General features: G+C 76.1%; 11 protein-coding genes. 6 read left to right on the top strand and 5 right to left on the bottom strand.

Going from position 1 to position 14,121, the window contains the following annotated elements; genetic code table 11:
• Positions 1 to 247: 247 nt before the first annotated feature.
• Together CP968_RS29550 and CP968_RS29545 are read right to left on the bottom strand one after the other, a co-directional pair.
• Positions 248 to 883: an alpha-ketoglutarate-dependent dioxygenase AlkB gene (locus tag CP968_RS29550; protein WP_150520893.1), complete on the bottom strand. Its 636-nt coding sequence runs from the start codon at positions 881 to 883 to the stop codon at positions 248 to 250.
• Positions 884 to 987: 104 nt separating this feature from the next.
• Positions 988 to 1,371, bottom strand: a complete 384-nt coding sequence (locus tag CP968_RS29545; protein ID WP_150520892.1) for an RNA-binding S4 domain-containing protein — start codon at positions 1,369 to 1,371, stop codon at positions 988 to 990.
• A 134-nt stretch (positions 1,372 to 1,505) separates the two neighbouring features.
• Between CP968_RS29545 and CP968_RS29540 the strand changes: the two genes are divergently transcribed.
• The 3 genes from CP968_RS29540 (at position 1,506) to CP968_RS29530 (ending at position 4,948) form a co-directional block, all read left to right on the top strand.
• Positions 1,506 to 1,901, top strand: a complete 396-nt coding sequence (locus CP968_RS29540; RefSeq protein WP_150520891.1) for a TOBE domain-containing protein — start codon at positions 1,506 to 1,508, stop codon at positions 1,899 to 1,901.
• A gap of 164 nt (positions 1,902 to 2,065) precedes the next feature.
• Positions 2,066 to 2,878: a molybdate ABC transporter substrate-binding protein gene (modA, locus tag CP968_RS29535; protein WP_150520890.1), complete on the top strand. Its 813-nt coding sequence runs from the start codon at positions 2,066 to 2,068 to the stop codon at positions 2,876 to 2,878.
• A gap of 126 nt (positions 2,879 to 3,004) precedes the next feature.
• Positions 3,005 to 4,948: an ABC transporter permease gene (locus CP968_RS29530; RefSeq protein ID WP_150520889.1), complete on the top strand. Its 1,944-nt coding sequence runs from the start codon at positions 3,005 to 3,007 to the stop codon at positions 4,946 to 4,948.
• 118 nt (positions 4,949 to 5,066) lie between these two features.
• Here the strand turns inward: CP968_RS29530 and CP968_RS35415 are convergent, their stop codons facing one another.
• Both CP968_RS35415 and CP968_RS29520 read right to left on the bottom strand, forming a co-directional pair.
• On the bottom strand, positions 5,067 to 7,931 hold the full coding sequence (locus CP968_RS35415; RefSeq protein ID WP_150520888.1) for a phosphodiester glycosidase family protein: 2,865 nt from the start codon (positions 7,929 to 7,931) through the stop codon (positions 5,067 to 5,069).
• A 223-nt stretch (positions 7,932 to 8,154) separates the two neighbouring features.
• Positions 8,155 to 10,257 (bottom strand): SpoIIE family protein phosphatase, encoded by a 2,103-nt coding sequence (locus tag CP968_RS29520; protein WP_150520887.1) that lies wholly within the window; start codon positions 10,255 to 10,257, stop codon positions 8,155 to 8,157.
• 275 nt (positions 10,258 to 10,532) lie between these two features.
• On the opposite strand from CP968_RS29520, the gene CP968_RS29515 reads away from it, so the two are divergent.
• The 3 genes from CP968_RS29515 (at position 10,533) to CP968_RS29505 (ending at position 13,535) form a co-directional block, all read left to right on the top strand.
• Entirely contained in the window at positions 10,533 to 11,651 is a 1,119-nt protein-coding gene (locus CP968_RS29515; protein ID WP_150520886.1) for a cation diffusion facilitator family transporter, read from the top strand.
• Positions 11,652 to 11,735: 84 nt separating this feature from the next.
• On the top strand, positions 11,736 to 12,215 hold the full coding sequence (locus CP968_RS29510; protein ID WP_150520885.1) for an NUDIX hydrolase: 480 nt from the start codon (positions 11,736 to 11,738) through the stop codon (positions 12,213 to 12,215).
• A gap of 48 nt (positions 12,216 to 12,263) precedes the next feature.
• Complete coding sequence (locus CP968_RS29505; RefSeq protein WP_150520884.1) at positions 12,264 to 13,535, top strand: Tm-1-like ATP-binding domain-containing protein; 1,272 nt, start codon at positions 12,264 to 12,266, stop codon at positions 13,533 to 13,535.
• Positions 13,536 to 13,692: 157 nt separating this feature from the next.
• Here the strand turns inward: CP968_RS29505 and CP968_RS29500 are convergent, their stop codons facing one another.
• Positions 13,693 to 14,031 carry a DUF6191 domain-containing protein gene (locus CP968_RS29500; RefSeq protein WP_150520883.1) on the bottom strand — a complete coding sequence of 113 codons (339 nt, stop codon included), beginning with the start codon at positions 14,029 to 14,031 and terminating at the stop codon, positions 13,693 to 13,695.
• Between the last annotated feature and the right edge of the window lie 90 nt (positions 14,032 to 14,121).

The raw sequence follows: 14,121 nt of genomic DNA, 5'->3' as shown, positions 1-14,121 counted from the left end.
CGGCACCAGCCGGTCTCGTCACCGGCTGTCGCGCCCTGGCCGCCACCCCGTACGACGGACAGGCGCCCGCTGGGTACGCGCAGCTGCCCGGTGCCGGGCGGCGCCGCCGGGGCGCTCGTCTCGATGGTGCTGCGCTCGATCCTCACGCCTGTACTTCGGCGCCGACGGCCCGGTGGATGGGTCCTTCAGCCGGACGAGTGAGATCCGGCTCGGTCGTTGACGCCCCGGCAGGCCCGCCGGACCGGCCTCAGCGGACCCCGCGCGGACGGAACTGCACGCTGATCCGAGGCCCCACGGCCCGCGCGGACTTGGGCACCGCGTGCTCCATGGTCCGCTGGCAGGAGCCGCCCATGACGACGAGGTCGCCGTGCCCGAGCGGCAGGCGCAGCAGGGTCGCACCGCCGTCCCGGGGGCGCAGGACGAGGTCGCGCGGGTCCCCGACGGAGACGATGGCGACCATGGTGTCCTCGGTCGAGGAGCGCCCCGTCCGGTCGCCGTGCCAGGCCACGCTGTCGCGGCCGTCGCGGTAGAGACACAGCCCGGCGGTGACGAAGGGCTCGCCGAGCTCGGGGGCGTAGTGGCGGCCCAGCGCCTCGCGCGCCTCGACGAGCACGGGGTGCGGTAGCGCGGCGCCCTCGCCGTAGAAGGAGAGCAGCCGGGGCACCTGGACCTCGCGCTCGTACATCTGGCGCTTCTCGGCCCGCCAGGGCACGTCGGCGGCCAGCCGTTCGAAGAGCAGGTCGGCCCCGGCCAGCCAGCCGGGCAGGTGGTCGACCCAGGCGCCGGCGCCGAGCACGGTGCGCCGCAGCCCGCCGAGGGGGCCGAGCCGGATCTCGTCGCCCTGGTCGAAGAGGGAGCCCTGGAGGCCCTGGACCGCGTGCATGGATCCAGCCTAACCCCACAACCGAACACCTGCTCGAATCGCGGGCCGTGGCGGCGCCCGGCCGGGGCCCCGAAGACCGGGGCGCCCGCCCTCGGCGGTCTCCGTCAGTGACCGCGCAGCGACTCGATCTCCCGGCGCTCGCGCTTCGTCGGCCGCCCGGCACCCCGGTCCCGGATGCCCACCACGGCCGCCTCGACGGGAGTCGGGGGCGGCGGGCTGTTGTCGATGAAGCATTCCGCCGCGACCGGGGCGCCGACGCGCTTGGAAACGGGCCGGCGGACCACGACGATCCGCTCCCGTCCCGCGTGGAAGAGCCGCACCTCGTCACCGGCGCGCACCGGCTGCGCCGGCTTCGCGCGGTCCCCGTTGACCTTCACGTGGCCCGCCCGGCAGGCGGTCGCCGCGGTCGAGCGGGTCTTCGTCAGGCGTACGGACCAGATCCACGCGTCCACCCGCACCGTGCCCGTTTCCGTTACCTCTTCAGCCATGCCCCGACTTTAGCGAGGCCGGCGGGTAACACCGGAATGCCTTTTGGCGGATGCAACAAATACCCTGGCATCTGCCATGTAGGTTATACGAAAGGAATTGCAAATGCGGGACAAGTGCCCCTACCTTGTCGCTCATGCAGTCCTACACCATCGGACAGGCGGCTCGCCTGCTGGGCGTCAGCCCGGACACCGCGCGCCGTTGGGCCGACGCCGGCCGCGTCGCGACCCATCGCGATGAAGGCGGTCGTCGCCTGATCGACGGCCGCGACCTCGCCGCCTTCTCCGTCGAGGTCGGGCAGGGCGCCCACGCCGAGGACGGTGAGCCGTACACGTCGGCGCGCAACGCCTTTCCCGGCATCGTCACCGCCGTCACGCTCGGCGAGGTGGCCGCCCAGGTGGAAATCCAGGCCGGTCCCCACCGCCTGGTCTCCCTGCTCACCCGGGAGGCCGTCGACGAGCTCGGCCTGGAGGTCGGCATGCAGGCCACCGCCCGCGTGAAGTCCACCAGCGTGCACATCGACCGCACCTGACGCCGGGCGGTCCGCCCGTCCGCCGCCCGCGGTCCCGCTCCGCGCCCGGCGCCCGCACCCGTTCCACCCCACGTCCCCACCCGCTCCGCCCGTCACCGGCGCGGGTCACCATCGCGCGGACCGGCATCCGGCCGGCCGCCGACCCGACCGAGGAGCAACAGCCCATGTCCCCCATCCTGACCGGCCGCCGTGCCGCCGCCGTCGCCCTGACCGCCCTGCTCGTCCCGCTGGCCGCGTGCGGCAGCGGCGAGGACAAGCCCGCCGCCGACGCCTCCGCATCGGCTTCCGCGCCGGCCTCGGCCGAGCCCAAGGCGGCCAACCTGACCGTCCTCGCCGCCTCTTCCCTGACCGACGTCTTCAAGACCGCGGGCGCCGCGTACGAGAAGGCCCACCCGGGCACGAAGGTCACCTTCTCCTTCGCCGGCTCGCAGGAGCTCGCCGCCCAGGTGAAGCAGGGCGCCCCGGCCGACGCGCTGGTCACCGCCGACACCAAGACCATGGACGGCCTGACGGCGGAGACCGGCACCCCCGCGATCATCGCCAAGAACCGCCTGGTCATAGCCGCCGGCAAGGGCAACCCGTTCAAGATCGACGAGCTGAAGGACCTGGCCGACACCAAGCTCAAGGTCGTCCTCGCCGCGCCCGAGGTCCCCGTCGGCCGCTACAGCAAGGAGATCCTGGACAAGCAGGCCGTCACGGTGAAGCCGGTCTCCCAGGAGCCCAACGTGCGCGCCGTGCTGAGCAAGGTCGAGCTGGGCGAGGCCGACGCCGGCCTCGTCTACAAGACCGACTCCGCCAAGTCCGGCGACAAGGTCGTCTCCGTGGACATCCCCGACGAGCAGAACGCGGTGGCCTCCTACCCGGCCGCCACGCTGAAGGGGTCCAAGAACACCGAGGCCGCCGCCGCGTTCGTGACCTGGCTGAGCAGCCCCGAGGCCCAGAAGATCCTCCAGGACGCGGGCTTCCAGAAGGCCTGACCGCACGCGGGCGCCGAGGGGGCGGACCGGTCCGGGGGACGGGCCGCCCCCTCGGCGTCCCGGCGTCCGCGCTCCGGCCGCCGTACGCTCCACCCGCCGCACCGACCCCTCCTCCAGGACGCCCACATGAGCAGACCCCGCACCCGCACCCGGCTCCCCGTGACCTTGGCGCTGCCGGCGCTGCTCGCCGTCGCGTTCCTGCTGCTGCCGCTCGTCGGCATCCTCACCCGTACGCAGTGGAGCGAGCTCGGCACGCACCTCACCAGCCCCGCCGTAGTCGAGGCCCTGCGGCTGTCGCTGGTCGTGTCGCTGTGGGCCCTCGGGCTGTCGCTGGTCCTCGGCGTGCCGCTCGCCTGGCTGCTGGCGCGCGTCGAGTTCAAGGGCAAGGTCTTCGTCCGCTCGCTCGTCCTGCTCCCGATGGTGCTGCCGCCGACGGTCGGCGGCGTCGCCCTGCTGCTGGGCTTCGGCCGGCGCGGGCTCATCGGGCCCTGGCTGGAGGGCACCTTCGGGATCACCCTGCCGTTCCACACCTCGGGCGCCGTCGTCGCCGCCACCTTCGTGGCCATGCCCTTCCTCGTGATCAGCCTGGAGGGCGCCCTCGGCGGCCTCAAGCAGAGCTACGAGGAGACCGCATCCTCCCTGGGCGCGCCGCCGCTGCGGGTCTTCCTCACCGTGACGCTGCCCATGGTCGCCCCGGGCCTGATCGCCGGCGCCGCCCTGACCTGGGCCCGCGCGCTCGGCGAGTTCGGCGCGACCATCACCTTCGCGGGCAACCTCCCGGGCACCACCCAGACCCTGCCGCTCCAGGTGTACCTGCTGCTCCAGGACCAGCCCGAAGCGGCCACCTCCGTCTCCCTGTTGCTGCTCGCGATCGCCATGGCCGTACTGATCGCCCTGCGCGGCCGGTGGACGGGCACCCCCGTCGCCCGCACCGCGGAGGCGCCGAAGCCGGCCGAGGAGCCCGCAGCCTCGGCGGTCGGGAAGGGGCCGGCCGACGGCGGCGCCGACGCGCCGGCCCCGTCGGACGGGGCCGGGCGCTGGCCGCTGCACACCACGGTCACCGGGTTCAACCAGCTCACCCTGGAAGCCGAACCGGGCACCACCATCGCCGTCGTCGGCGAGAACGGCGCCGGCAAGACGACCCTGCTGCGCGCCCTGCTCGGCCTGACCCCGCGGGCCCACGCCGAACTCCGGCTCGGCGACACCGACGTGACCGCGCTGCCGCCGCACCGGCGCCAGGTGGCCTGGGTCCCGCAGGACGGCGCCCTGTTCCCGCACCTGAGCGCCCTGGCCAACACCGCGTACGGACTGCGCGCGCGCAAGGTCCCGCGCGCCGAGGCCCGCCGCGAGGCCCAGGCCTGGCTGGACCGGCTCGGCGTCGGACACCTCTCCGGGCGCAAGCCCGCCCAGTTGTCCGGCGGGCAGGCCCAGCGGGTGGCCCTGGCCCGGGCGCTCGCCGCCCGGCCCCGGCTGCTCCTGCTGGACGAGCCGCTCGCCGCCCTCGACCAGACGACGCGGGCCCGTGTCCGGCACACGCTGCGCACGCACCTGGCGGGCTTCGGCGGGGTCTGCCTCATCGTCACGCACGACCCGGTCGAGGCGGTGTCGCTGGCCGACCGGGTCCTCGTACTGGCCGACGGCCGGACCCTCCAGGACGCGCCGCCCGCCGAGGTCACCCGCCACCCGCGTTCCCCCTGGGTGGCCCGGATGCTGGGCCGCAACGCCTGGCCCGGCACCGCGTCGGCGGACGGCCTCGCCCTGGACGCCGGGGGCCGCCTCGTCGTCGCCGAGTCCCTGCCCGAGGGCGCGCACGCCCTCGCGATCATCGCCCCGGAGGCGGTCGCGCTGCACCGGGACCGGCCGGCCGGCAGTCCGCGCAACGTGTGGCGGGGCACCGTACGGGAGATCACCGCGGTCGGCAGCCGGCTGCGCGTGCTGGTCGCCTCCCCCGGCGTGCCCGACCTGGTCTCGGAGATCACCCCGGAGGCCGCCACCGAACTGGGCATCGTCGACGGCGCCGAGGTGTGGACCAGTGTGAAGGCCACCGAGATCGCGCTCGTCCGGCTGTAGCCGGACGCGGCGGCTTGTCATACGCCCCCGCGACCTGGCCCGGATCCTCCTCGACGGTACGGCGGCCCGGGCCGTGTCGTCGACGTCCTGTCTGACCGGCGGGCGGACGGCACGACGTTCACGACACTCCCTGGCCCGGGCGTCCGGGCGGGTGGACGGCGAGCCAGTCGCGGCCGGGGGGCGGGAAGGCGTCGGCGCCCACCAGCGGGCGGGTGCCGCGGGCGGTCGTGAGGCCGAGCACGCCCTCGGACCGGCCGGCGGCGAACCGCGGCGCCCCGATGGTGATCACGGCGGCCCCCTTGCCGGTGGTGCGCCGGAACTCCGCCAGGTAGCGGGCCGTCAGCGCCTCTTCTTTGCGGTCCACCGTGCCCTCCGCGTGACGGCGTACGACGGCCAGCGCACCGGTGGCCGGCTCCCGGGCCGCCTCGGCCAGCGCCCGCCGCAGGGTGCGCAGCCGCTCCAGGCCGCCCCCGTCGAGGGTGCGGCGGGCGGTGTCGAGCGGCACGAACCGTACGCCCCGGTACCGGAACGGCAGCCGCTCGGCCCCCGTCACCACGAGGTCCGCCCCGGCCGCCGGCCCGCCGGCGGGGTCCACGGCGAAGCGCCACGGCCGGGCGCGGACCTCGGCCGCGGTGGCCACCAGCGGGTCCGGGCCGGCCGCGTCCGGGACCGCCGGGCCGGTGGCGGGGGTACGGGCGCCCAGGGTGTCCAGCAGCAGCCGGCCCGGACGGCCGCCCCCGGCCGCCGAAAGGCGGGTGACGGTCAGCGGCTGCTGCGCGGTAACCGGCAGCGGCAGCGTGAGCTCCCGCCAGCCGGTCCAGTCGGCGGCGGGCCCGCGCAGGGTCAGGGCGGTCCCGTCGGCGTCGGTGAGCTCCACGGCCGGCCGGGCCCCGGAGCCGTCCCCGCGCGCCCAGAGGGTCAGGGCGCGGGTCGACTCGGGTACGGGCAGCGGCCGGGGTGGCGTCGCCGTGACCGCGGCCCCGCCCGCCGCGCGCAGATCCAGTCCGAGGCCCGGCCCGGGGTGTCCCTCGGCGGGGGCCGTGTCGCGGCCGGTCCAGGCCGCGGCGTCGGAGAGGTCCGCGAGGGGCAGGGTGACCAGGCCGACGCCGAGGGCCAGTTCGGTGGCGGCGCCGGTGGCCCGGACGGTGGCGCGCAGCCGGCCGGTGGCGCGCGGGACGAGGGCGGTGACGGTGAAGCCGCCCCGGCCGTCGTCCGCGACCCGCCAGCGCGACCGGTCGAACCGCAGGTCCACGTCGCGGGGTTCGACGGGGGCGGCGGCCCCTTGGTCGTCGCGGCCGGCCAGGACGAACCGGGCGCTCTCGCCCGCTTCGGCGAGGCCGACCCGCTCCGGTACGGGGCGCAGCCGGGTCAGTGGGCCCAGTACGTCCAGGCGCAGGGCGCCCTGCGCGGTCCCGACCCGGGCCGAGGCGGTGACGCCGCCGCGCCGCCCCGCGCCGGCCGTCGCGTCCCGGGCGCCGGCGGCGCGGGCGGGGCCGTCGCCGGGTGCCCGGAACACCCCGTCCGGGCCGATCCGGCCGGCCGTGGCGGACCATCGGGGCGCGCCGGGGGCGGGGCCGAGCGCGGTGTCGTAGGCGGTGGCGGTGAGGGTGCGGGCCAGGCCGGGGAAAACGTGGACGGCGCCGCCGAGGGCCTCGACGCGGACCCCGGCGGGCCGGCCCGGGCCGGCGGGCGCGGTGAGGACCAGGCCGTTGGCGACCGGGCGCAGCGCCCCGTCCGAGGGGGCGTTCTCCAGGACCGGGGCCGGCGCCCCGCTGATCGCGGCGAGCAGCGTGGTGGAGCCGCCGCCGTCGAGGTTGAGCGCGTCGCGGGCGCCGTTGCGGTGCATCAGCCGGCCCAGGGCGCTCAGGGTGAGGCCGCCGCTGTCGCGCTGCCGGCCGTCCACGGTCAGGATGCGCAGCCGGTGCCCGTCGCCCGCGAATCCGACCGCGGTGCGCGGGGCCGACGTGTCGTTCGGGGCGCCGTCGTGGTTCTGCGGGACCCCGGCCACGACCAGCGGCTCCCGGCCGCCGACGGCGGTGAGCGGAGCCGGTCCGGCGTCGGGGGCGGGCCGGGCGTCCACGGCCACCGGGTCGCCGGGGCGCAGGGCGGCGAGTTCGGCCGCGGCCGGGCCGGCGGCGACCAGCAGCGTGGTGCCGGGGGCGGGTCTCGGGGGCCGAGCGGGGCCGCGGAGCGGCGCGGCGGAGGTGGTCCGGCCGTCGCGGACCTCGGCGGTGGCGGCGCCGACCTGGACGGGGATCTCGGCCCCGGCCCAGTCGGCGGTGTAGGCGGCGATGCCCCCGGCGGCCGGCCGCACGGTGTTGTAGCCGGTGAGCGGGCGTACGGCGCCGCCGGGCAGGGTGACCCGGCCGGTCAGGCCGATCCGCAGGACGCGGCCGGCTCCCGCTGCGCCGAAGCCGACCGCCCGGCCCGCCCCGGGCGTCGCGGCGTGCAGCAGCCGCCCGTCCCGCATCCCGGGGCCGAGCGGGGCGCCCGTGCCGCGGATGTCGAAGAAGTCCCCGTTCACGGCGGCGACCACGCGCCGGCCGGGCCCGGCCGGGTGGCGGGCGGCGGCCTCGGCGACGGTGGCGGCGCCGTGGCCGCCGAGGTACTCGGCGCGCACGTCGGAGGTGCCCCCGAGGTCGACGACGAGCTCGTCGATCCGCAGCCAGCGGTCGGCTTCGAGGCGGTCGTAGGACTCCAGCCGGACGCCCGCGGCCACCTGACGGCCGGTCCGGGCGGTCTCGATGCCGTCGTCGGCACCGGAGCCGACGGCGGCAGCGGCACCGGCATCGACGGCGGCGGCAGCGCCGGCGACGGCCGGCGGGCCCGCGCCGGGCGCCGCGTCGACGGCCGGGGCGCCGGCGAGGAGCGCGCAGAGCGCGACGGCGAGGACGGTACGGGCGGAGCGGACCGTCCGGACGGAGGGCGCGGGCGGCGCGGACCGGAAGGAGAGGGCGGGGAGCGGCGGGCGCGGGGTCGGCACCGGGGCAGGATGGTCCGTCAGGCCCCGCGCCGGGGGCCGGGACCCGGAGCGGACCCGCGGATTCAGCCGTTCGGGCGGCGCCGGACGGCAACGGCGCGGCGTTCGGCGGCGCCCTGTGTTCCGGTGTGCCCCGCACGTCCGCGGGCGCCGTTGCCCCCCTCCGTGCCGCCGGGCCCGGCGACCGTCCCGACCGCTGTCCGGCGCGGCGCCCCGACGGGCGGGCTCATGCTCCGGGGGCGTCGGCGGGGGCTTCCGCGGCGGCGACGGCGAACTCGCACCACACGCTCTTCCCGTCGCCCCGGGGCTCCACTCCCCACGCGTCGGCCAGCCGGTCCACCAGCAGCAGGCCCCGCCCCGACTCCTCCCAGTCCCCCGCGTCGCGCGGCCGGGGCAGGGCGCTGTCGGTGTCCTCGACCTCGATCCGCAGCCGGCCCTGTGCGGTGAGCCGTACGCTGACCAGGGCCCCGCCGTCGGTGTGCACCAGGGCGTTGGTCATCAGCTCGTCGGCCGCGAGCTCGATCTCGTCGGCCCGCTCTCCGGCGCCCCAGGCCTGCACGGCGGCTCGGATCAGGTGCCGGACGGCTCCCGGAGCGTCCATGTCCCCCGGGTCCAGCCGGTGGCGCAGCGGGCCGCCGCCGCGCGCGTCGGGGGTCCCGCGGCGGCGCAGCAGGAGCAGGGCCATGTCGTCCCCGCCGCCCGCGTCGCCGACGAGGTCGCACAGCACGTCGGCGAGTTCCTCCACGTCCGCCGGTCCGTCGCGGAAGACCTCCATCACCTCGCGCGTGCCGGCGTCCGGGTCGGGCGGGACGTCCGGGTCCGCCCCGGGGCGTTCGGTCAGGCCGTCGGTGCACAGCAACAGGGTGTCGCCGGGGTGCAGTTCGAGGCGGGTGACCGGGTAGCCGGAGCGGAACGCCGGCCCCTCGCCCGCGGGCAGGCCCAGCGGGAGGCCGCCCGCCACCTGGACGCGGTGGCAACTGCCGTCCCCGCGCCGCACGAGCGGGTCGATGTGTCCGGCGCGCACCATGGCGAGCATCCCGCTGACCAGGTCCACTTCGGCGTACGCGCAGGTGGCGAAGCGTTCCGTCTCCAGGTCGCGCAGGAAGGCCGAGGCCCGCTCCATCGCCGCGCCGGGGGTGTGGCCCTCGCTGATGTAGGCGCGCAGGACGATCCGCAGCTGGCCCATGACCGCGGCCGCGTCCGTGTCGTGCCCCTCCACGTCGCCGATCATCACCCCGACGCGGCCCTCGCCGAGCGGGATGACGTCGTACCAGTCCCCGCCGATGTCCCGTCCCATGCGCGCCGCCCGGTACCGTACGGCGATCCGCGCGCCCGGCACCTCCGGGATGCGCCGGGGCAGCATGGCCCGCTGGAGCCCTTCGGCGAGGTCGTGCTCCTGCGCGAAGAGGATGGCGCGCTGGAGGCTCTGCGCGATGCCGCTGCCGAGCGCCATCAGGACGTTGCGCTCCTCGGCGGTGAAGTCGCCGTCGCGCGTGTAGAGGAGGCCGAGCGCGCCGACCGGACGGCCCTGGGCGATCAGGGGCAGGTAGACCCCGCTGCGGACGGCCAGCGGTTCGATGTACGGCCACAGCAGCGGGTAGCGGCGCTGGAACTCCTCCCGCGAGGCGAGGTAGACGGGTTGCAGGGTGCGCACCGCTTCGCTCATCGGGAAGGCCGCGTCGATCCGGGTGTACTCGATCTCCGGTACGTACGAACCGAGCTGGCCCTCCGCGACCAGGTGGATGCGGCCTCCGTCGACGATGCCCAGCATGACGCTGACCGCACCGAGGTGCCCGAGCGCCTCGGGGTCCTTGAGGGTGTCGGTGACGTCGTTGACCGTACGGGCGTGGGCCAGGATGGCGGTGGTCCGCTCGACCACGCCCGTCAGCCGGCGCCGCCCCTCGTCCCGCTCGCCCGCGGCTCCGGGCTCGCCCGGGTCGTGGGCGGCGTCGCGCACGATGCCGATGACGCGGTACGGGCGCCCGGTCCGGTCCCGCAGGATGTGTCCCTGGAAGTGGGTCCAGGCCGGGGAGCCGTCGCGGCGGCGGCTGCGGACGTAGGCCCCGTAGTGGCTGCGGCCGTCCTTGAGGGCCTGCGCGACCCGCGAGTCGAGCCGGGCCTCCTCGGCGGGAGCGATGCGCAGCCGGAGTCCGGCGGGGGTGCCGGAGAACTCCTCGGGGCGCAGTTCGACGACCTCAAGCGCGGTCGGGTCCAGGTGCATCCGTCCGCTGTCGAGGTCCCAGTCGAAGGTGCCCATGCGGTTGAGCGCGAGGCTCGTGTCGGGCCGCGCGGGCCAGTCGACCTCGGGATTCTCGCCCCTGTGACCCATGGAGCAAGGATCTCACTCTCCCCGTGCCGTGTCCCAGCGGACCGGCGGACGGGGCGCGGTGGGCGCTCCGGGGCGCTGGAGCACGCCCGGATGTCCCCCCGATCCCGCCACCCCACCACCGCTCGGACATCATCGCAGGTCAGAGCCCTCTTATGGGTAATGACAACGGTCCCCGTTGCAGCCTTTGCCGAACGCGCCGGGGTGCGCTTCACTTCACGCGACGGATCCGAACACGCGGGTCCGCACACGGGTGACGCGACGAGACGGGGGACTCCATGAGCGGGCAGGTCCACGCGCACGACGACGCCGGCCGCGGACAGGGCGCCGACCACGGGCGGGTCCGCGACCACGACGGCGACGGCGGCCGGGGCGGTGCGCACGGCCACGACGGCGGCCGGGGCGCCGGCGGCCACGGGCACGACCACGGGCCCGGCGGTCACGGCCACGGGGTCTCGGCCGACGCCGACCGGCGCTGGCTGGCCATCGCCCTCGGCCTGATCGGCGCCTTCATGGCCGTCGAGGTGGTCATCGGGGTGATGGCGCACTCGCTGGCGCTGATCTCCGACGCCGCCCACATGCTCACCGACGCCGTCTCGATCGTCCTCGCCCTGATCGCGATGCGGCTGGCCGCCCGCCCGGCGCGCGGCGGGTTCACGTTCGGCCTCAAGCGAGCGGAGATCCTCTCCGCGCAGGCCAACGGCCTGACCCTGCTCCTGCTGGCGGTCTGGCTGGCGTACGAGGCCGTGCGCCGGCTGGTGGACCCGCCGCCGGTGGAGGGCGGGCTGGTGCTGGTGACCGCGCTCGCGGGCATCGTCGTCAACGTGGCGGCGGCCTGGTGCATCTCCCGCGCGAACCGCTCGTCCCTGGCCGTCGAGGGCGCCTACCAGCACATCCTGAACGACCTCTTCGCCTTCATCGGGACGGCCGTCGCCGGTCTGATCGTGCTGACCACCGGCTTCCGGCAGGCCGACGCGATCGCCACGCTCGTGGTGGTGGTCCTCATGGTCAAGGCCGGGTACGGGCTGGTCCGCGACTCCGGCCGAATCTTCCTGGAGGCCGCTCCCGCACACCTGGACCCGGACGCGGTCGGCGACCGCCTCGTCGGGCACCCGCCGGTGGCCGAGGTGCACGACCTCCACATCTGGACGATCACTTCCGGCCAGGCGGCGCTCTCCGCGCACGTCCTCGTCGAGCCGGCCGGGGACTGCCACGCCGTCCGCCGCGAGCTGGAGCGGCTCCTGGACGAGGAGTACGGGATCACGCACACCACCCTCCAGGTGGACCACACCCAGGAGTCCCTGCTCACGGTGGGCCGCGCCGGCGAGGACCCGGACGACCCGCACTGCGCGGACGCCCACGGCCCGGTCCACCGGCAGGGCCCGCACGCCCACTGAACCCCGACGCCCCGGCCCGCGCCCGCCCGCCGTCCGTCGGTCGGCCCCGCGCTGGAAACGCCCGGACCGGGGCATACATCCCTCATGACGCACAAGCGCAGTGCCGGGCTCCTCCTCTTCCGCCGCACCGACGACCGGGACGGCCCCGGCGTCGAGGTCCTGCTCGGGCACATGGGCGGCCCGCTCTGGGCCGGGCGGGACGAGGGCGGCTGGGGCATTCCCAAGGGCGAGTACGGACCGGAGGAGACCCCCCGGGACGCCGCCCGCCGGGAGTTCACCGAGGAGATCGGGCTGCCGCCGCCGGAGGGTCCGTACGAACCGCTCGGCGAGGTGCGGCTGACCAGCGGGAAACTGGTGACCATCTGGGCGGTCGAAGCGGACCTCGATCCCGCCCTCATGGTGCCCGGGACCTTCTCGATGGAATGGCCGCCGCACTCGGGCCGGGTGGAGGAGTTCCCGGAGCTGGACCGGGTCGCCTGGTTCGCTCCCGCAATGGCCGAAAAGAAACTGATCCGCTCTCAGATCCCGTTTCTGGAAAGGCTGTTGGTGCACGTCAAGGGTTGACCCGACCTTTACTTGCCAACAAACCCCATCCGCATGGACATTGCACCTATGACGAACGTCGTGCTGGTGGGAACCCTGGACACCAAGGGTGAAGAGTACGGCTGGCTGCGCGAGAGGCTGCTGCGCGCCGGCGTCGAGGTCCTGATGGTCGACTCGGGCATCATGGGCGACCCCCGCGTGCCCGCCGACGTGCCGCGGGACGCGGTGGCCCGGGCCGCCGGGACGGAACTGTCCGCACTGCGCGCGGCCGCCGACCGGGGCGCGGCCGTGACCGCGATGGCCCGGGGCGCCGAGGCGACCCTGCTGAGGCTGCACTCCGAGGGCCGACTGCACGGGGTCCTGGCGATCGGCGGCAGCGGCGGCACCTCCATCGCCACCCGGGCGATGCGGGCCCTGCCGTTGGGCGTACCCAAACTGATGGTCTCGTCCATGGCGTCCGGGGACGTCGCCCGGTACGTGGGCTCCTCGGACATCACGATGATGTACAGCGTCGTGGACATAGCGGGGATCAACGCGGTCTCCGCGCCCGTCCTCGCCAATGCCGTGGAGGCCGTCGCCGGGATGGCCCGGGCCTTCGCCCTAGCCGCCCCGGACCGCCGCCGCCCGGGGCGCGTCCGGGCGGACCGGCTCGGCGCGGGCACCCGTCCGATGATCGCCGCGAGCACGGCCGGGGTGACGACGGCCGGCGTGGACGCGGCCCGGGAGCGGCTGACCGAACTCGGCTACGAGGTGCTCGTCTTCCACTCCAGCGGCGCCGGCGGCCGCACCCTGGAGAGCCTGGCCGGGCAGGGCACCTTCGCCGGGGTCCTGGACCTCACGCTCAGCGAGATCGCCGACGACCTGTGCGGGGGCATCCTCACGGCCGGCCCCGACCGGCTCAGCGCCGCGGGCCGCGCCGGGGTGCCGCAGGTGGTGAGCCTCGGGGCGCTGGACATGGTCAAGTTCGGTCCGCCGCAGACCCTGCCGGAGCGGGCCCGCTACCGCCGCGTGCGCGCACACAACCCGTCCATCACGGTGATCCGCACGACCGAGGCCGAGTGCGCCGAGCTCGGCCGCAGGGTGGCCGCCAAACTCCGCGCCGCCACCGGCCCCACCGCCGTCTGCGTCCCGCTGCGCGGACTGTCCACGCTGGGCGCGCCCGGCGGCCCGTACCACGACCCCCGCGCGGACCGGGCGCTGTTCACCGCCCTGCGCGACGGGCTGCGGGGCAGCGCGGCGCGGCTGTACGACTACGACACCCACATCAACGACCCGGCGTTCGGACGGGCTGCGGCCGACCGGCTGCACGCCATGATCGGAGCCCTGTCGGCCGCCGCCTGAACCGGCCCCGTACCGGGCAACCGGCCGCGGCGGATCGCGCGTCCCGGTGGGTGCCCGGTCGCCGGCCGGGCGGCCCGGGGCGCGGACGCCGGCGGCTACCCGGCGAGGGCCGGGGTCCGGGCCGCGTCGCCCGGGCGGCGTGCGGGCGCGGTGGGGTTCACGTACCGCTGCCGCCCGTGGCGGGGCGGGCGGCGGGCAGCCGGATCACCGCGCGGCCGGCGTCCAGGTCCACGCGGGAGTGGGGCGGTGCGCCGTCCTCCTCGTCGTCGCGCATGACGAGGGCGCTCTGCCGCTCCTTCAGTTCGTTCTGCTTGCCCGGCGAGAAGCTGGCGTGCAGCTGCTCGAAGCCGGTGGAGGAGATCTGTCCCTGCCGTCCGTTCCACCGCCAGGGCAGCAGCCCCGCACGGCCCGCGCGGACCAGTGCCAGGTCGAGGAAGGCCATGGCGGTGAGGATCAGCGCCAGACCCGGGAGCGTCATGAAGATGACAAAGCCCATGGACCGACCCTAGCCGACCGGGCCGTCCGGGTGAAGGTTGGCCGGTGCCGGCCGTTCCTTCGGCCAGGACGGTCCGAGCCGTCCGGCCGA

The organism is Streptomyces subrutilus (assembly GCF_008704535.1).
Lineage (GTDB): Bacteria > Actinomycetota > Actinomycetes > Streptomycetales > Streptomycetaceae > Streptomyces > Streptomyces subrutilus.
Note: the sequence above shows the minus strand (reverse complement) of the source record. Positions and strands in the feature narration are given on the sequence as shown.

Coding starts and splice junctions, on each gene's coding strand:
- CP968_RS29520 (WP_150520887.1), bottom strand. CDS start 10,257: ATGGGTCACAGGGGCGAGAATCCCGAGGTCGACTGGCCCGCGCGGCCC.
- CP968_RS29505 (WP_150520884.1), top strand. CDS start 12,264: ATGACGAACGTCGTGCTGGTGGGAACCCTGGACACCAAGGGTGAAGAG.
- CP968_RS29530 (WP_150520889.1), top strand. CDS start 3,005: ATGAGCAGACCCCGCACCCGCACCCGGCTCCCCGTGACCTTGGCGCTG.
- CP968_RS29515 (WP_150520886.1), top strand. CDS start 10,533: ATGAGCGGGCAGGTCCACGCGCACGACGACGCCGGCCGCGGACAGGGC.
- CP968_RS29550 (WP_150520893.1), bottom strand. CDS start 883: ATGCACGCGGTCCAGGGCCTCCAGGGCTCCCTCTTCGACCAGGGCGAC.
- modA (WP_150520890.1), top strand. CDS start 2,066: ATGTCCCCCATCCTGACCGGCCGCCGTGCCGCCGCCGTCGCCCTGACC.
- CP968_RS29500 (WP_150520883.1), bottom strand. CDS start 14,031: ATGGGCTTTGTCATCTTCATGACGCTCCCGGGTCTGGCGCTGATCCTC.
- CP968_RS29540 (WP_150520891.1), top strand. CDS start 1,506: ATGCAGTCCTACACCATCGGACAGGCGGCTCGCCTGCTGGGCGTCAGC.
- CP968_RS29510 (WP_150520885.1), top strand. CDS start 11,736: ATGACGCACAAGCGCAGTGCCGGGCTCCTCCTCTTCCGCCGCACCGAC.
- CP968_RS29545 (WP_150520892.1), bottom strand. CDS start 1,371: ATGGCTGAAGAGGTAACGGAAACGGGCACGGTGCGGGTGGACGCGTGG.